The organism is Pseudomonas sp. I3-I5 (assembly GCF_022699445.1).
GTDB lineage: Bacteria > Pseudomonadota > Gammaproteobacteria > Pseudomonadales > Pseudomonadaceae > Aquipseudomonas > Aquipseudomonas fulva.
The window spans coordinates 1,721,804-1,739,991 of the sequence record NZ_CP093940.1; the positions used below are offsets into that span (position 1 = coordinate 1,721,804).

General features: G+C 53.5%; 14 protein-coding genes. 9 read left to right on the forward strand and 5 right to left on the reverse strand.

Annotated elements, in window-relative coordinates; translation table 11 throughout:
* The first annotated feature begins 3 nt into the window (after positions 1–3).
* From MOP87_RS07775 to MOP87_RS07805, 7 genes are all read left to right on the forward strand, one after another.
* On the forward strand, positions 4–687 hold the full coding sequence (locus MOP87_RS07775; protein ID WP_242810344.1) for a metallophosphoesterase: 684 nt from the start codon (positions 4–6) through the stop codon (positions 685–687).
* Between the two features lie 621 nt (positions 688–1,308).
* Positions 1,309–3,462 carry an AAA family ATPase gene (locus MOP87_RS07780; RefSeq protein WP_242810345.1) on the forward strand — a complete coding sequence of 718 codons (2,154 nt, stop codon included), beginning with the start codon at positions 1,309–1,311 and terminating at the stop codon, positions 3,460–3,462.
* A gap of 1,032 nt (positions 3,463–4,494) precedes the next feature.
* Positions 4,495–5,136, forward strand: a complete 642-nt coding sequence (locus MOP87_RS07785) for a GIY-YIG nuclease family protein (protein WP_242810346.1) — start codon at positions 4,495–4,497, stop codon at positions 5,134–5,136.
* A 306-nt stretch (positions 5,137–5,442) separates the two neighbouring features.
* Positions 5,443–6,798, forward strand: coding sequence for an RES family NAD+ phosphorylase (locus MOP87_RS07790; RefSeq protein ID WP_235200026.1), 1,356 nt, complete (start codon positions 5,443–5,445; stop codon positions 6,796–6,798).
* Positions 6,799–7,121: 323 nt separating this feature from the next.
* The gene (locus MOP87_RS07795) at positions 7,122–7,427 is read left to right on the forward strand and encodes a hypothetical protein (protein ID WP_242810347.1); all 306 of its coding nucleotides are present in this window, start codon (positions 7,122–7,124) and stop codon (positions 7,425–7,427) included.
* Between the two features lie 468 nt (positions 7,428–7,895).
* Positions 7,896–9,065 carry a hypothetical protein gene (locus MOP87_RS07800; RefSeq protein WP_242810348.1) on the forward strand — a complete coding sequence of 390 codons (1,170 nt, stop codon included), beginning with the start codon at positions 7,896–7,898 and terminating at the stop codon, positions 9,063–9,065.
* A 153-nt stretch (positions 9,066–9,218) separates the two neighbouring features.
* The gene (locus MOP87_RS07805) at positions 9,219–9,476 is read left to right on the forward strand and encodes a hypothetical protein (protein WP_242810349.1); all 258 of its coding nucleotides are present in this window, start codon (positions 9,219–9,221) and stop codon (positions 9,474–9,476) included.
* A gap of 64 nt (positions 9,477–9,540) precedes the next feature.
* On the opposite strand, the gene MOP87_RS07810 is transcribed toward MOP87_RS07805, so the two are convergent.
* The 3 genes from MOP87_RS07810 to MOP87_RS07820 all read right to left on the reverse strand — a co-directional run bounded on the left by MOP87_RS07810 (position 9,541) and on the right by MOP87_RS07820 (position 11,391).
* Positions 9,541–10,086, reverse strand: coding sequence for a hypothetical protein (locus tag MOP87_RS07810; RefSeq protein ID WP_235200021.1), 546 nt, complete (start codon positions 10,084–10,086; stop codon positions 9,541–9,543).
* A gap of 280 nt (positions 10,087–10,366) precedes the next feature.
* Positions 10,367–10,996: a hypothetical protein gene (locus MOP87_RS07815; protein WP_242810350.1), complete on the reverse strand. Its 630-nt coding sequence runs from the start codon at positions 10,994–10,996 to the stop codon at positions 10,367–10,369.
* 167 nt (positions 10,997–11,163) lie between these two features.
* Entirely contained in the window at positions 11,164–11,391 is a 228-nt protein-coding gene (locus MOP87_RS07820; RefSeq protein WP_242810351.1) for a hypothetical protein, read from the reverse strand.
* Positions 11,392–11,575: 184 nt separating this feature from the next.
* Between MOP87_RS07820 and MOP87_RS07825 the strand changes: the two genes are divergently transcribed.
* The gene (locus MOP87_RS07825) at positions 11,576–12,562 is read left to right on the forward strand and encodes a DUF2971 domain-containing protein (RefSeq protein WP_242810352.1); all 987 of its coding nucleotides are present in this window, start codon (positions 11,576–11,578) and stop codon (positions 12,560–12,562) included.
* A 254-nt stretch (positions 12,563–12,816) separates the two neighbouring features.
* Positions 12,817–15,612, forward strand: a complete 2,796-nt coding sequence (locus MOP87_RS07830) for a tetratricopeptide repeat protein (protein ID WP_242810353.1) — start codon at positions 12,817–12,819, stop codon at positions 15,610–15,612.
* Positions 15,613–15,688: 76 nt separating this feature from the next.
* Here the strand turns inward: MOP87_RS07830 and MOP87_RS07835 are convergent, their stop codons facing one another.
* Complete coding sequence (locus MOP87_RS07835) at positions 15,689–17,215, reverse strand: purine phosphorylase (RefSeq protein WP_242810354.1); 1,527 nt, start codon at positions 17,213–17,215, stop codon at positions 15,689–15,691.
* A gap of 51 nt (positions 17,216–17,266) precedes the next feature.
* On the reverse strand, positions 17,267–18,085 hold the full coding sequence (locus MOP87_RS07840) for a WYL domain-containing protein (protein ID WP_242810355.1): 819 nt from the start codon (positions 18,083–18,085) through the stop codon (positions 17,267–17,269).
* Positions 18,086–18,188: the final 103 nt, after the last annotated feature.

Consider the following 18,188-nt stretch of genomic DNA (forward strand, 5'->3'; position numbering starts at 1 on the left):
GGAATGATTTGGTTTCTCGGCGACGTACATGGACGCTTTGATCATGTGATCCGACTGGTGAAGCTTCATCGTCCCGAGGCAGTGGTCTTCCTGGGTGACCTCGAATGCAGCTTGCCCCTAGATATGATCCTGCGCCCTATCCTCGACATCACCGAGATCTGGTTCATTCACGGCAACCATGACACGGATCGCCCAGCCTATTGGCATAACCTCTATGGCTGCGGCCTCTCTGAGCGCAGCCTGCATGGCCGTGTAGTGGAGATTGCTGGCCATCGTATAGCAGGGCTGGGCGGCACCTTCGAGTCGCAAGTCTGGCTACCAGGCAGCCCTGATACTGGTATTCAGAATTACGCAGATTACCTCGAGCGCCTGGCGCACAGACCTCAGCACGAAGACATCGTAGCGACGAAGAAGCAGCACGCGCTTTCTGCAATCTACCCAGACGACTACTTCTCGCTCTCGATGGAGAACGCGAACATCCTAGTCACTCATGAGGCTCCTAGCTGCCACCCGCACGGTTATTCTGAGATCGATGAGCTCGCCCAGGCAATGGGCGCCAAAATGGTCGTGCATGGACATCATCATGACTCTCTCAATTACAGGTCTGACTGGCCGAAGCTTGGTTTTGAGGCTCATGGCGTAGCGTTCAGATCCATCATGGCCATCGACGGTTCGGTCATCTGTTAAGGCTTGGTGACCGCACGGTGCGGCAAGCTGCTTGGTCATAGCTATCGGCGTTTCGGGCTCGAAGAGACCGGCTGCATCATCCCGAAGCCTTCTATCCTGAGCTTGTAGGGTAGGGGCAACCAGTTGCGTCAGGGTAATCGTCGCGGAGTGGGGGGAGTGCATGAAGGTTGGTGTGTTGATTCAGTTGCTGCAAGCGTTCGACCCTGAGATGAAAGTGCTGATGACACGCTCGGATATGGGCCTGGAGGATGTTGTCGCGTGCTATGACGACCTGGTATGCCAAGGGCGGGTATGCAAGTGCGATCGATCTTGAATGGCAGGGAATGTCAATCTGACCCCTCGCATCAGCGTTTAATGCCTTGATTACGTTGAGCGAAGGTTATGCGCCTATCGCCAATCTGGACTCGAAGAGGCCGGCTAGCTCTTCTTCAACTTGTGAGGCGTCCGAAGGCTTGATACGGCCATGAGTACAAATGTACTCATTTGGGGGATTGCTTACTGCCGAGGTAACCGGGAAGTGCGGGGCAGCCCTTTCGTTGCCACTATGGTGCTATTAACATCAGCAGATAGCCCCATATCATTGATCCAAACCAGATCGGCCGGTTGCCAAGGACTGCCCTCATGCTGCTAAACGTGTCGTTGTGTGATGTCTCCAGTTATTCCCCAGTCGCTCCAGTGGTGCTTGGGCCACTGAAGAAAATAAACCTCATCTACGGCCAAAATGGCGCGGGGAAGTCAACGATCGGTAACTATCTGCAAACCTTGGATCATCCGTCGTTCGGACGCTGCAGCATTTCAGAGCAAGCCGTAGAGCCTGATATCTGCGTTTACAACCAAGCCTTCATCGAGAAGAATTTTCATGGAGGTAGTCAGCCAGGTGTATTCACTCTCAACGAAGACAACGTTGAGGCTGAGAAATTACTCAGGGAGGCTGAGGCCGCGATTCAAGCATTGGAAGCCGACTACCAAGCAGAAATGACGGTAGGGAAGGAGTCCAAAGCCGCTCAAGAGGCGTTGGAGCAATCCTTTAAGGATGGTATCTGGGCGCTGCGTAAGCAGGTAGAGTCGACGGCGCTAGCCTACTGTCTGCAGGGCGTCCACACCAAAGATCGCATGCTTGATAAGGTCACTAGCCTGGCGTTTTCGGAGACCCCTGACACCTTTGAGTTACTAGCAAATGAAGCGAATGAGCTGGTCAAGGCTAATGACCAGCCCATCCGCTCCATTCAGAGCGTTTCCTTCTGGGCGAAGGTGGTCGAGCAAGATTCACTGCTTCAGGAGCAGATCGTCGCTTCTGACGAGTCCTACCTCTCAGCCCTGATCCTTGCCCTGGGTAACTCCGACTGGGTGAAACAATCTTTCGGCTACCTCGAACTAAATGCCGAGCAATGCCCGCTCTGCCAGCAAAACCTGCCCAAAGATTTCTACGACGACATCAAAAAGGTGTTCGACAAGACCTATGAGGAACGGCTCGGCCGGCTGCAAAAGCTACGGTCACAGTACAGTTCCGGAATGGAAACGCTGGTTGCCCAAATTGACAGCGCAGACTACCCCACTCCAAAACTGGCTCAGCTGACTGCCGACCTCAAAGCGCTACTGATCGATAACCTCTCCTTGCTCGATAAGAAGGTTTCGAATCCATCTATCGTGGTCACGCTCTCCTCAAGCGACGATCTGATCGCAGGCATCAATCAGCTGATTGAGGTGGAGCAGGTTCGTATAAAAGCTTTCAACGACAAGCTTCGTGAGAAGGGTAGGCATCTGGTGATGATCACCGAGCGTTTCTGGTACTGCTATCGAGACGCTTGCGATGAGCTGCTGCGAGACACGCTTCCAAAAATTGAGGAGTTCAGAGAGCTTCGCAACAAGAAGCGTGAAAGCGTGCAAGCGATGCGTGACGAAATCATCGAGCTTCGAAGGAAAAAAGCGGAGTACACATCCCAAACCACCAACATTGATCAGGCTGTCGAGAACATCAACCGTTGGCTCGGGTTACTGGGATTGCAAGGCTTCGAGCTGGTTAAAGAGGAGGGCCCTATCCCTCAATACCGACTGCAGAGGGCAGGTGCGAGGGAAAAGGTTTTCAATACGCTCAGTGAGGGGGAAAAGACGCTGATCTCGTTCCTCTACTTCCTAGAGGTGTGCAACGGAGAGCTGGATTCCGCGTCAAAGAAGCTCAAAAGCCAACGCATCGTCGTGATCGACGATCCAATTTCCAGCCTGTCCCATAATTACGTCTACGATGTCGCCTCGCTCATCCGCAAGCACGTACTCCTTCCGGCCAATCGCTTCAAGCAGGTCATTGTCATGACCCACAACCTGTTCTTCTACCATGAGCTGATCAAGCTGATAGAGGACGACCGGCGCGAAAACGAAATGACCTTGTTCAAGGTGTCAAAGGCCGATCACAGTACCATCCAGCCTCTTCAAAGACGGGACATTCGGAATGACTACCATGCCTTCTGGCACACGATGAAGGACGCCCTCGAAGGCAAAGCTTCCCCGGCTCTCATCCCAAACATGATGAGAAACATCTTGGAATACTACTTCGGCTTCGTACAGCGTAAGGAAAAGCTCTGGAAGGTGATCGATGACCTGTCCGATGCGAACCCCGAGTTCCGAGCTCTTTACCGGTACATCAACCGCGAATCTCACTCCGACCCCGTCAATCTGGGTGAATTTGGCGGCATTGACCCTAGGCAATACCTAGATCAGTTTAAAAAGATCTTTGTCGCTACAGATTTCGAAGAGCACTACAACCTGATGATGGCCTGACGCTGTGGCCTCATCCCATCAGCCTTTGACGCCAGGTTGGGGCTACTAAAGTCTAGGGCGGATGCATTGTTGGTGGTGGCTAATGGCCTTCTCAACAGCATCTGGCCTTGCTAGTATTGCCTTCGCAGCTACCCCCAAGGATCTCTAGTACCGCCGCGCATTCAACGTGCACTGCTTCGCATACGGAGTGTGAAGGCGCTCAGCAGCCCGCTGAGGACGGATGGAGAAACTGATCATGAGCAATCGTGAGAAGGTAGTGCCTGTACGGCAATACGAGCGTTTCCGCCTGGGTCGTTGGGAGACGGTGTGCAAGCATCGTCGCTCGCTCCCACAGCGGTAACTTCTAAACCCCCTAGGGGGTGGCTGCCCCTTTTTTGCAAGTATGTTCTGCTTGATTCAACCCACTCCTACGCCTAAATCCTGACGTGCGATAGTTATGAAATTTCTGGCTATGGGGGCGGTGTCGTGCCTACTTTATGCCGAAGCTTATGGTCACCATCATCACGCTCTGCAGCGTAAACCTACACCTATGGTGATCTATCATTTCTACACACGAGATTAATCATGAGAATTGTCGTCAGACGATCTATCAAGGGGAACCCACACAACCCTAGGAGAGGTCGCCTCCTACTACGTACAGAGTATGCTGCGCCATTTTTTGATTTTCTTGAAAGCCTCGCGGTGCCCGGTTTCTCGAGAACCTTCTTTGGCAAGACTTCTGGTCGAGCAAAGCGATTCAGGCCAAGTAGTTTGTTGAGGAGCCGGCATGTAATGCTCAGAGGAAGCTGGGCCCACTATTGACGGCTCGCATGACTTATGAAAGTGCTTTAGCACTTGATTGCCAAGGGGCCCTCTGATGCCCGCCGAGTTTTTTCTGCGGAGATTCGCGGCAGTGACGCTAGCAAGTGTTGGTGAAATCGGCATAAGGCTATAGCTTCTTTCACACTCAAGAGCTAGAGATAACCTCGCTCACAAGATAGGTAAGGTATCTAGTCGATTAAGTAGGATACAGGCCATTTTTTAGGATTGATGATGCAGGACGAACTCAGCTTTACCGATGTAATTCGGCAGATTCTTCGCCAGCACCCTGACGGGTTGACCCCTCAGCAAATCCGAGAAATTGTGAAGGCGGAGTACCCGCAACACGTTGGTACCCCTAGCCACCTGAGAAACATTGAGGCAGGCAACTACAAGGATTTGGATCATGCGGTGCTGGCGCGAATCTACCTAGCCTGCAGAAGCGCTTCGGACATTTCGGCAGACAAGAGTAGAAAACCTCACCTGATGACGCTCCTGGCAGATGCGAGTTCTGCCGAGATTAAGGCTGATGATTTCATTGAGGGGGAAGATCTCGCCAAGCTGGAAGCAGATATCGGCACCCTGTACGTGCTTTCCACGGGGCTCTATACCGCTGACCAGGTTGAGATTGTCAAAATCGGTATCACCACTGGCTCGGTCGACAAACGAATCACCCAGCTTTACACAACTGGAGTGCCATTCCGCTTCACGATTCTGAGTCAACTTGAAACCACCAACTACTCCAAGCTAGAGCAGGCCTTACACTGTTTGTTCGACAAGTATCGGATCAACAAATCGCGTGAGTTCTTTACATCGCATTGTCTTCAGTTCATGCCAGAGCTAATCGCCATCCATCGTAAGATTGAGGAAGCGTGAGAAGCGGGTTTAGGTTTGAGATGTTCAAAGCACTGGCCGGAATGTCTTGTTACGAGCCTGCCAAGAGGGGTTTGTGCCTCCCCAGGTCAATGCCTACTCGGCCTCACCAGTAGCGAGTTGGTGCGCAGGCCACGTCAGAGCGTCTCGCCAGTGGATTCAGGCAGACGAAAATCAGGCTGAGCTCGGCCTACCTGCGGGCTGAAGGCGGCTCTTGTCGTGGGTGAGTGCTGTGGGGATGTGCTATATCAGATGCTCTCAGTTGCTCAGGCACTGATTTCGGGGCGGATATCAAGGAATGCCTGTTTAATGAGCACTTATGTATGTCGTGACTGTGTTACCGAACGCTTTCTGCAGGAGGCGCTAGATTTCGAGGCTGAAGACGAATGCAGCGTGTGTGGCTTCGAGACGGATGTGGTCAGTTTCGACGAACTCGTGGAGACCTGTGAAACGGCGCTTCATGCAAGTTTCCAGTACGTCCGCCAACCTCTATCGGTGGAACTCTATGACCGGCCCTGTGTTGGAGAGCATCTCCATCAGGTACTTGATCGAATGCTTGGTTGTTCAGAAGACCTGATGATGGCGATCGCGGAGGTGCTGCTCGAATCCTGGAGTGATTGGGATGATGACGACCCTCACTTCACCGAGGGAGTTACTCCGACCTCTGAAATGTCCTCTGCATGGTCAGAAATGGAGCGCAGTCTGCGTGACGAAGCCCGCTACGTTAATCCGACGGCCGCTCGCGTGCTAGAAGAGGTGTTTGGCGGCATCGAGCAGCTCATTGTCGGAGGATCGGCCTCCGCGATACTAACCATTGCTCCAGGGCCACCTCTTGATCGCTTTCAGCGTGCCCGGGTTTTCTCAAATGATGCCGGTGTGGCTGAGGCGCTTTCGCATCCCGAGAAGTTCTTGGGGCCGCCGCCGCCTGGCATTGGTGCCGCTGGCCGGATGAACGCCAAAGGCGTGTCTGTTTTCTACGGTGCCACCGACATCCAAACGGCTATCGCTGAGGTTCGCCCCCCAGTGGGCAGTCAGGTTTTGGTTGCCACGTTCAAAGTCACCCGTCCCCTGCGACTGCTTAACCTGGCTGCGTTGAGCAGTATCCGCCCCAATCGGGATCTGAGCTACTTCGAACCGCAGCGCATGGAACAGGCTCAGCGGTGCGCCTTCCTTGCCGAGCTGCGCGAACAACTCTTGTTGCCCGTTATGCCTGAGAGCGTTGACCAAGGCTATCTGATTACCCAAGCGATAGCAGATTTCCTGTCGACCCATCCGACATTGAACCTAGATGGTATTTACTTCCCGTCGATACAAGTTTCGAAGCAGGACGACGATTTAGATGGCCATAACGTGATCCTTTTCAACAAGGCCTCGCAGGTACACAACTGCGAAAATGTTCATGCCGCTTCCCATGTGAGTCTCTGGGATAGTGATGAGGACGGCAGGTATTTCAACCCCGAGTTTTGGCCAGCGGATCAATCGGAGGAGGATGCCTCGGACGAGTTTATGGACGGTGCGCCCATTAGACGTCATCAACCTGCTCTTGAATTGATCCGGAACGAAATCGTGATCCACAAAGTGACGGGAGTGGTGTTCGACACCCTGGGTACCTCAGTTAGCTACCATCGTCAGCCCGAGCAGGATCAGACCAACGTAGCTTTCTAATTCGCGGGTCGCTCGTTGCCTCAACGCGGATTCGAGTCGAGGTGATCGATGATGCAGCTAAGATAGTGGAGCAATGCCGGCGAGGATGGCCTGACCGGGGGCACGGAAGGTCGTAAAGGGTAACGTCTCGCGCGATAAAGGTCGTTGCGATCCGCCCCGCAAGAGGAGCGCGCCGGCCAGGATGGCCCGTGAGGATGGAAGCCCTACCGGGCCGTAACCTGCCAGCGGCAGGGTGCGGTTCACGACAGCCGCCCCCGAATGGGGCACGCCCTTATCGAACTCTCTGGCAGGATGTCGAGCATCCTGTTCGTTGGAGGAAACCTGTGCTGACAGTGTCGGCGCTAAGGGTACTGGCCCAAGATGCACCTCAAGATCTGATGAGCTGGTCGCACTTCGTAGCGAGGACTGAATTCGTCTGGCAAAAGCCAAACTTGGTCTCAGACGCTGAAGGGTGGCAGGCCATCTGGTTTGATATGGAAATCGTCAATGCCCTTGCCTTGGCCGAGTGGGAGGAGGGCGGATCTCCTCAAGATTGGTCATACAGTTGGCGTGAAGGGTACCAAAGTGATGCAGAAGGGTTGATCGGGGAGCTGCTTCAACTGCTTGTCACCCCGGACGCGCCCGAGTAGTCCGATGCTCCGATATGTTTCTGCGTGGTCAGCCAAGCGCAGCCACAGGCAAAAGAAAGCCCGCTGCTAGGCGGGCAAGGGAGCATCTATCACGTAGGGATAGCTTGAGTATCTATCATGGGGCGTGAAAATTGAGTGAAAGAAAAGTCTCCTATACGTGATGGAGGCTGTACCAAATCACTTGTTAGCGCCAGTCAGGCACTCTCAACCCAGCTTCGAGAAGTGGCCGGTGGGCACAACCTCTACGACTTTGCCGATTGCCACCGAGGAAAAATCTTAAGCGAAGCCGCGATCGCTATAGCACGTGCTTATTAGGCAGCTCATCCGCTTGCGTGGTGTTTTGAAAAGTATCTTGAATATGTGGCGTCAGCGCCCAGAAATCTCATCAATTTTTCCTTTTCTTGCTAAAGGTTTGAATATTTTGAGCCGTTTATATAATTATTATTTTCAATAATTACGGCCTAAATTATGAGTGATCAAGCTTTGCAAGTCAGTCACACCAATTTCTGTGTTGAGTTTTTAAGCGGTTGCGAATCTTTTTCGGATGATCGCTTGTGTAAAGTCGATCTCGAGTTAAAGGAAGGCCATTGCATGATTTCTGCTAATGGGCGCAGCCACTATCTGACTGCGCAGCAATGTGCAGAATTAGCACATTGCCTTGGCGATTTGATCCTTCATTGCAAAGGGGCATTCGAAGCAGAGATGTCCGAAGTCAGAGTTAAATCTCTCCAGAATAGCAAGGCGTGGTGTGGCCTAATCCAGGCACGAACCATTTCTGAGCAAGAGGAGCTGCTGACATCCTGCACGCTTAGTCGTGGTGCTAATAAGCGGTTTTATTTTGGCGATTTCAGAGCGTTTAAAACTGACGGCGAAGGTCAAAACTATTTCAAAATCTCTGTCATTCCAGATCCGGTTTCGTTGCAGCCATGTATTTTCTTGGACGGAAACGCTATTTATCTAGACTTCAACCAGGGATTAAGGTTGGTGGAGTACCTCAGGATTGCGGGTTACCTTACCGCGCAAATAGAGCCTCACTTTGAATGCGTGACAGTAGGGCGCCAAAGCCACAGCGTGCCAGGCAAGGCCGCCTTAGAAAGGAGGGTCTCATACAGATCTACGCGGACATTGGCGTGGCATGGTTATGGGCTTGACGGAGAATTCACCGGATCAGTTGACGTGCATGGCGAGCAGGTGTTGGTGACCTTGGATGAGTCGGAATCAGTTTTTACTGCACTGCAGTGTGCTGAAATTGCTAACAAGCTGGCTACTTTGCTGATTATATATGTGTTGTTAGGTTCTTTGGGAGCGGATCATGCAGAGGTTGATCTGATTAACGCCTCCCGGGACTGGCAGCAATTGATCGCGGAACGCTCGGATTTGACTCGTGAAGAAACGATGAATGTCTTTTCCGGTAGCGGGGAGGGGTACGAGTACATCGCCTCCTATGACTTCGAGCGAAAAACTACATCCGTAAGCGGGTCGACCTTTCATCGCGTGGTGATGGCATTCGATGAAGACGTTAGGCTGCCGTGCATCTCGGTCGACCATCGAGCTTTCAATCTGGATCTCGACGAAGCTATTTGGTTTATGGAAAGCCTTCAGGTCGCTGCCTACTTAGCATCAATGGAAGCCAGTTGATAAAATAGGCGCCTGCAGGTGTCGTCTCTGTTCTGAATTCGGAGCCGGCTATAAGCGAATGTAACGTGGTTTTTGGAATGTAACATTGAGAGTGTTACATTCCAAAAACCACGTTACAAATACCTATTTTACTGGGCGAAGTCGGAGATAGGCATGAGTCGTGATGCTAAGGATACGGTGTACTGCCGTTTTCAGATGCCACTGGCGCAAGGCGAAGAATTCATGAAACTGGTTCTTGAGCTGCGAGCCTCAGGAGCACATGGCGAGCTTGAGGCTGTCTTCACGGAAATGATCGAAGAACTGCAGGGATCAATCGACTTCGTTCAAGAGATGCTTCGCGGCCTGGAAGCGACAACAAACCGTTCACCTTACCTGAAAACAAGCTGTGATGCTCAGACGTGCTTCCCCTAGCTGATCTATGGCCGGCCTGTAGCTCGAGCGTTGCTGGCTACCGGGCACGGCACGCTCTGGTCATTCAGAAGCCTTCAGGTGGATGGATAAACGACGACTGATCATCTGGCGAGAAGCTCTCCGGGTCGAAGGGCTCGAGGTCAGGAAACTCGTATGGCTCCAGGTGAAGAGAAGAGCTTTCAAGAAGCACTCTAGCCGCGTCCAGGTATGGGTAATCAGAGCGCCCTGAGAGGATCTGGTCTTCGCTAGCGAATGTCACCGAATACCTGCGAGTCGCATCGAGATCCGTGAAGTCCCTCCAAAGCTCCTCCATGGCAGCTGCGGTACTGTTGGACGTCTTGGTGTCCAAGAACATACGCAGGTCATTGTCATGGAGAGCGATCAGCTTGACTGGAGACATCAATCCACGCGCATAGGCTCGTTCCAGCGCGGTGATCAGGCGTTCATCCAGGAAGGTGTTGTACATCACGCAAAACCGCTGCTCAGCGATCTGGGGCATCATTTCCAGGTTTCGGCCTTTCCACTGAAGGCAGCTGTAGATCTTGAAACGCGGGCGATCACTCTGTGCCAATGAATCTGCCCTCAACCGAAAAAGATCTGCAATCGCCATATCGAGTGCCTCGTGTAAAAAGTCAGATGTACTCATTTAGCAAGCGGAGCGCGCAGGCGCGAGGATGAAAGCCCGTCAGGGCCAAGACGCCGCAAAGCGAGCGGCTTGGTTCACGCCAGCCGGCACCGAAGGGGCGCGCCCTGATTTCAATCCTGGCTCTTGAGGTCATGCTCCAAGATGTTGCTCTGATCATGACCCATCGCGAATTCGACATTAGATGCGTGGCGATCAATCTTCGTATGATCAAATGCGTTAACAGCCTGGTTCCGGACATAACGATTCAACCCTTATCGATGCTCAGAGCCTTGTCCCTCTCGACGATAAGGTCTTGAAGCCTGCGAAGGTCTTTGTCCAGGCCAGAAAGCACATGCTGATGCCATTGGGAGTTATCTGTCACGCACATCGCCGGGACTTGATGACAGCGCAGTTGATTACCCTTGGCACTGCCTTCGAAATCAGCCAGCCCGAGGTTATGCAGCCAGAGGATTTCTTTGGCGGTCACGCAGAAATCATCAGCAGTCTGATCGGCCATGATCTCGCTGATATTCATAAAGTGGACGGCCCAAGATTGAACATTGGCCGCATCTTTGACCTTTTCCCACAGTGCTTCAACCGCAGGCAGAGTCTCGCTTGAGACCCCGTCGGCCAGGAAGAGATGCAGCACGTCAGCACGCGCGGCGATCAGCCTGACCGGAGCAAGCGCGCCATGGATATGAGCCGTTTCCAGGACATTGAGCACCCCATCATCAAGCCTTCCGCACCACATCAAGGCAAGGGTCTGCTTGGCCGCAACCTCTAGCGGCACGAAGTTGGGTGACTTCCACTGAAGGCAACTGACAACCCCGAGAGAAACGCCGTTCGAAGAGACCTCAACGTCTTCCTCAACCTGAAACAACAGTGATCTGAGCATGATGGTTCCTCACCCTATCAGTAGCTTGAAATCAAGTTGATTGGGGGAGATTGGTCAAGGTCGAAACGGGTGCGATTACAGAATTTCCGACGAAAAAACAATATGTTATCTGCATACCCTTTGCGGGAAGTTAGCTTGGCGGGCCTGATCCGGCACCCTCAATCGGCTCAGCGCTTGCGATGCAGAGGAGAGACCAAATCTCGGTATGCCTCGCGACTTTTGAGCACCTGGTCGCGGACTTCTTCAGGGTCGATCGACATGCTCCCGCTGGGGGTGACCCTCAACGTCTTGAGCTGGTTGACGGCATGAATGAAGTCGCGCTCCTGCTGTTTCTCGCGCTCGGGCCTCTTGTCGGGGAAGGCCCAGCTCCAGAGTCGATCAAGTAATTTCAGCATACCCGTACCCACCAGCTACAAGGGAGCGCCAATGGTAAGGGCCACAGGCATGAATGGCTACGTTCGGTAGGCTGGGCAATCCAAGTTCAGGAAGCATGTCGAGCACGGCCGTAGGCGGGTTGAACGCGTCCAGGGATGTGATAGCTTCTCGTGCCTGAGCAGCCACGTAGAAAAAGGAAATCGTGTGGATAGGGATTGGGTAAGGGATTTCATCGAGAATTTTTCGTCCGCCACTATCGGCGATATGGACATTCCGAAGCTTGTAAATGGGAAGACCCTGCACACGCCCGATCGGCTGTTCAAGATCCGACCCTGCGGTGAGTACGCATTTAGGAATTTGGCTGAGAAAACCCTCTGGCTGAGCGTAGCCAGTGAGTTCAATGACCCATACGACACGGCCTTCTGGATTGACTATAGGAAACTCGCTGCTTGGGAAAAGCTCGACGAGCTAGGTTTCTGCGAAGACCAGATTGCTACTGCTCTCTCGTCCGACGACCCCGTTGCTGCGGTAGTGGCGCTGGCATCGGGTCGAGAGCCATGCCCCCTGAATGTTGAGCAATGGCTCCATGAAGTTGACGTCTTGGCGCCGAATCACCAGGCGGGGCAACTACCGAACCTCATTGATCAGCTCAAAAGCAGTTACAAAATCTGCAGCTTGAGCGAGCGTGTGGATTCGGTGTTGATGTGGAGCCACTACGGCGCCCACCACACCGGGTTTGCCATGGAGTACGACTTCACGCGTCTTCACCGGAATAAGCTTTCCACCCTCACGCTATGGCCTGTCGCCTACACAGATAAGCTGTTCGAGGTTACCCATATCCTCAGAGCTCATCGCCTCGGCAAAGACTTCAACGAGCTTTTCGGCATCGCTGCATCGTTGTGCAAGGCTGTCGATTGGAAGTACGAGCGCGAGTGGCGCTGGGTAGTTCCAGATGGCGATAGAGAAGTCAAAGGTATCAATGTCGATGCGCCCCTGAAGGCCGTTCATCTCGGAGCTAAAATCTCGGATGCTGACGCACTCGAGATTTTGAACATCTGCAGCGAAATCAACATTCCGGTTTACAAGGTTACGCTCGCGCCCAACGAGTTCCGGATGATCTCGGTGCCTACCAGCCTCGATGATTGGCGTTCCGCAAATGGACGTCAGGCAGCTAGCGCTTCCAGGGCGTAGAAGTGATTTAGATGGCGAGTAAGGCCTAGCCTCCCACTTATGATATGGGGAGGCAAAGCCTCGAGATTGGTAACGCAAACCCATCTTGCAAATCACAACAGCTCGGCTTCGAAGGGCTGCAATACGCTGCGCTACCTTATCTGTCACGGGAGGGTTAACCGATCGCTTGATTTCACCTGGACGCTCTATCTCGGGCTACCCGGAAGAAAGGAGTAATTGGTAGCCTACGGTAATCTTCTGCAGCGGGGTGCCAAATGGTCTGGACGGAAAAGCTGATTGGGACGGTTGTCAAAGGCCTCCCAACGTTAATCAAGCTGGTGCCAGAGTGGCGCAAGAAAAACGTTGCGGCACGGCTGAACGATCACAACCTGTTCGCCTCGCTTGGAGCCAACGATGACCTTCTTCGCGTCCTCAGAATAGCTTGGATCCAAGCAGCCTTAGAGGTGAACAAATCGGTTTTGACCGCTTGCAAGTCATTTGAAGGAGATGGCCAAGCGACCGTCATAGGCACCTTCTCAGGCAAGTTCAAGGCGAAACTCATTCAGCTTCGCGCTGCGGCCTTTGAGCGTGGAAAAAGCCTTGAGGGTTCACTGATTGATGATCACTTTGAGCTCGTTCTACTTAACGCTCCCACTACGCAGGTAGGGAAGGGGTCTGAAAGTGCTGACCCGCTGACTCGGGACTTTGGCAAAATCGCTGCTGCAATCGTCGGCTGTCAGGCGAGCGATGTTCCAGCTTTGTATACCCAAATCGCGTCGGCAGGGATTTTCACTCGGCTCAGTACCGTCCAGCAGACCTTCGGTGATCTCGTCTTTTTGGTGTTTGTGGAGACCATCCAGGCCCCCAACAAGTACTCTGAAGCTGGAAAGGCTTTTCAGATGACGGTCAGCAGTCTTGGGGTAAAACTGGGGCGGCAATGCCTAAAGACGTTAGAAGGCATCGACGAACGCATCGATCAGATGCTCGATAGGTTGGATGACCTGCCCAGTGCTGGGGGGCTCCAGACCTGGCTGGAAGACGTCGAGACGGGTTGTGTGCAACGTCTGGAGTCGATCAGTGCTGAAGTGAGAGTGATTGGCTCCAAGGTCGATGAGGGAATTTCAGCTGCCAGCGAGCAGAGTGCTCAGACGCAAGAGGCACTTGCCCAGATTCTTGAAGCCATCAAGCTGCAACAGAGAGACGGTGATAGTCGAATTTCGGATGAGGCAATCCTGGCGCTGGCTAAGCGGTTAAGACCAGAGCTTTTGCTAGATCGATCTCAAGCGCTCAAAGAGCTGGATTTCGCTGTTTCCGTTCTAGAGGAAATCAATGCAACAGGCACCACTGCCTACTACCGCGACCGTCTAGTCAACGACACCATGGCTGATGTGCGTGAGTCGATTGAGGCCGGCGAGCTTGAACACGGCGCCCAGTCAATTGAGGAGGCTCTTGCCACATTAGATAAGCAAGAGGCTGACACGCGCGAGTCAATCAAACGTCAGCGTGCTGATCTTCTTGAGGCCTCGATTAAGCAGTACACATTGCTGCAAGACCCTCAGCAGGTAGCTGACGATGTAATCAGGCGTATTTCGCTCGATCATCCCGACGCCCCCATCCTCAGCAAAGCCTTCGTAAATGAGCTTGATGCGTATTTTTGTAAGGGCGAAGAGTATGGCTTGAGCTTCCCGCTCAACGTAGCAATTGAGCTGTCTCGTAAGTGGATTGATCAAGCGGTCGATGGCCAAGATAGGAGTGAAGCATTGCTCTGGCTTGGAAAGTCTTTGGCTGTTTTAGGTGAGCGAGCGCCCCATGATGATCTTCTCCGATTAGCTGAGTCAGCGTTCAAGGAAGCGGTTGCGGCTTCAAGTGCCTCTCGCAATGTCACATACGCTCACGCTCAAAATGGCGTAGGTGGCGTACTCATGTCATTAGGTTGCAGGGATAGCCGCTCGGATCTCTTGGTGGAGGCTGTTGAACGTTTTAATGTGCCTTTGCAGTTTTTCAGCGAGGCGGGGGACGTCCTAATGGTTGCTATCGTAAGAAGCAATCTTGGCGCGGCACTGCGACTGGCTGGAGAGCGTGAGAGTGGCGTGATTCGGCTTCGTCAGGCCGTATCCTGCCTGCAGGATGCTCTGCTTGAGCCAGCTCTTGGTCGGCTGCCGCGAGAGTGGGGACGAGCTCAGAATAACTTGGGTAATGCTTTGCGTGTCCTTGGCGAGCGTGAACATAGTGTTTCGCTCCTTCAGCAAAGTGTTCAGGCGTTTAGAGCAGCTCTGCTTGAGCGTGGGCAGAGTTCGCCTTTGCATTGGGGCATTACACAGAATGACCTGGCCAGTGCATTACTCGCCTTGGGCGAACATACAGATGACCTCGATTTTTTCCATCAGGCGGATGAGGCCTATCAGGCCGCATTGTCCCAGATGCCGCGGGAACAGGTACCACTAGAATGGGCTACCACGCATCATAATCTCGCCCACCTCTACTTCCAGCTTGCTCTCCGGGATGGGGATTCCGACTGGCTTGAGCTGGCCTTGGCGGCTGCGCTATCAGCTTTAGAAGAACGTACTAGAGCGCGCGCTCCGTTGGATTGGGCTCGAACACTGAACTCTCAAGCCAATGCACTTCTCGAGCTGGGGGATCGGAAAAACAATTCTCAGCTGATAGAGCAGGCGGTTGAGGCATACAAAAACTCCCTAGAAGAGCTTAGTCAAGTGAATAACCCTCGCGATTGGGCGATGACAAAGCACAATTTGGGAAACGCTTTTTTTACCCTTGCTGATTTTGACGAGAGCACAGAGTGCCTGCATCGCGCCATTGAGGCTTATCAGGATGCATTGCTTGTACGTACTTTCGAAAGCGACCCTGTCGCATGGGCGAAAACCACCGCATGGATCGGGCATACGTTTTTCTATCTGGCTGGTAGGGGCAGTGAGAAGCGACACATGGAGCAGGCTTTAGAAACCTATCGTACGGCTTTGCCTCACTTGAGCAGTAAGCTGAAAGCGAGAGTTCAAACGAAAATCATCAGGGGCGAAAGCATGCTCGCTGAAAATTTCTTTTCAGCTGGCTGACCTGGGAAATCACTGGCCGCCGAATGCGGCGGCCAGTTCAGGCTTTAGGGTGCTTACGCCAACGAGACTCGATGGTTCAGAGAGCCAGTTTACGAGTCCATCCGTGCGTCGCGTAATCCAGGGTCACGATGGCCGCCGCCTCTGACGCAACCTTGTGGAAGGTGTTGTCCTTGGTCGTGTCGCCGTAATCGCTGATGCCGCGGACAACCAACACGGGCACGTTCTGCTTTTCGCAGGCATCGAAGACCCCGTAAGCCTCCATCTCAGCCACAAGGGCTTTTTCATGAATGCCTTGGAAGCCTTCGAAGACTTTTGGGTCTCGAATGAGCAATTCGCCGGAGGCGATCGTTGCCGGCGATACCACGAGCCTTGCTGCAACTTCCCCAGCTGGAGACTCGATAGGGATCGCGAAGCCCAGCTTCTCCGCACGCTCTTGCAGGCGATCAGGCAATGACGCGGTTGCGAAGTAAGCACTGAGATCTTGCTGGGTAGACAGACCTGGGCGTTGCATCTCTGGCCTAAGCGCAATCGTGCCCCCAGCGTGTGCTGCACCCCCTTCGTAGTACACGACGCGTTCGGACAGAATGACCTCGCCGAGGCTGAGCTTTTTACGACGTCCGCCTGCGATCCCCATCATCAAAACCTTCTTGGGGGTCAGCTCTGAAAGTAGCAGGGTAGTGATGGCGCTCGCATTGACGTTGCCAGCGTTGCCGAGAGAGGCGACGACACATGAGAGAGGCCCGTCTGCTCGCTGAATGGTTACGGGCCAGAAGTGAATGCCATTCTTGGAGTAGCGTGCAGGCACATCTTCGCCAATGCCGAAGACTTTTTTCGCCGCGGCGAGCTCAATGGCGATAGCCGTGATGACCAGAAGATCTGGAGAGCGTGCTGCCTCCTTGGCCTCGATTTCTGCTTGGAAAAGTCCAACAGAAAGGTCTGCAAGCATGTCCAGGCTGTAAAGAGGCTCCTGCAAGGACATGCTGTCCAGGCGTCCCTTTACCTGCTCGCCAGTGAAAGGGAACAGCGTCAGAGGTTCCTTGAAGAAGGCATCACGTAGACCGCGGGCTCCTTCTCCATCTTCGCTGAAGCCCCCTAGCTGCAGGTCAAACGGCAGCACTGGAAGCTTACGTTTACGCAGCTTACGTGCTCGGTCGGATACCCCCTTACCACCGCCCAGGGCAATCATTGCCGTGGCCACCTCAACTTGTTCATCACCGATGTTCCCGCCGGTGACCAGGTCGTCTTCGATGTAGACGATTTGTGCATAGTCCTCGGCGGCAAGACGGCGAATCAATGTCCGTTGTTCAAGGGTCATTTTTTCCCGCATGGCCAGTTGCGATGTGACGATTTTCAACTGATGGGCAGGAGCGTACTCAACCAACAGTTTCTCTGCCTCATAGGCCACCGTCCAATCGAAGGTCAGAGCATCACCAGCCTCATTGGTAGGTAAGCCAGCCAGGTAGACCACAAGGCCACCCTGTGCGGCCAAGACGCTTTTCGTTACCGCGCGAGTGAAGTCGTGCGCGAGGTCGATTGAGGCCTTCTCTGTCTTTTTGGAGATGCTGCCCGCAATCAGAATGAATTCATTTTCAAGCTTTGCCATCGTGACAATTCCGGTAGCTGAGGTGTTGAGTGTTGGCTGATTTTTTAGGTGTTAATACTGGATGAGGTCTTTGATCTCATCCCTGTTTTTGAGGGCTAGCTGGATGACCTCGGGCCTCTGATCAGCCTGATCTTCATTCAGGTTGAGTTGGAACAGGAGGTACAAGAGAAGTGCTCGGCGGCATTCGACATGCATCTCGCCGCCCTCCATCAGGAAGTCATTCTCGATCAATTTACGCTGAGCGGGCGTGAGGCCAGGGTGGGGGGTGAGAACCACATTCACCATGGTGTTCCAGGCGTAGTCTTCATCAGCCCGATCCCGATCTTGCCCCACGTATTTGCAGTGCTTGATACGGGTCAGTGAGAAATCCCGGAAGGCCTTACGCTTGTGGCAGTACGCCCGGACGTGCCAGCGGTTACCGTCATGCACCAAGGCATGTGGAGAGAGCATTCGCTCACCGCCTTCAGGGTCTGTCAGGGGTTGGTAGAAGACCTCGACAAGTTCTTTCTCGCGAATCGCGCGGAGAATTACCCCAACGATGTCTGCGTTCAGGCGCCGACCCAGCTTGGGTACGGCTGCGACAGGGGATTGCCAGCCCAGAAAGCTGCCGTAGGGGATCTCAGGCTGAACGGCGACGCGCAGCAGATCATCCAGGTAGCGCTCGACTGCGCTGGAAGGGAAGACTGCTTTGAATGACTCAGTTGCCCGATAGACCCTGGCCCGGGTGTCGTACTCGAGGTTGCTCTCGGCGAGTTTCGCGTACTCAGTGATGTCCAGTGACGCCTGGGGCACCGAGATTCCGAAGAAGTCAGTAAGACTGCTGCGGTTGATCTGGCCATCCCAGCGGAGTCGATAGTCGATGAATTCCAACCGACGTTCCTGGCCCCAACGTGCTCCTTGCCGTCCCTTGCTGGTGGGTTGGTCGTCCGTGGGTTTGGAATCGTTTGTCATGCTCGAACCTCGATAGCGTATA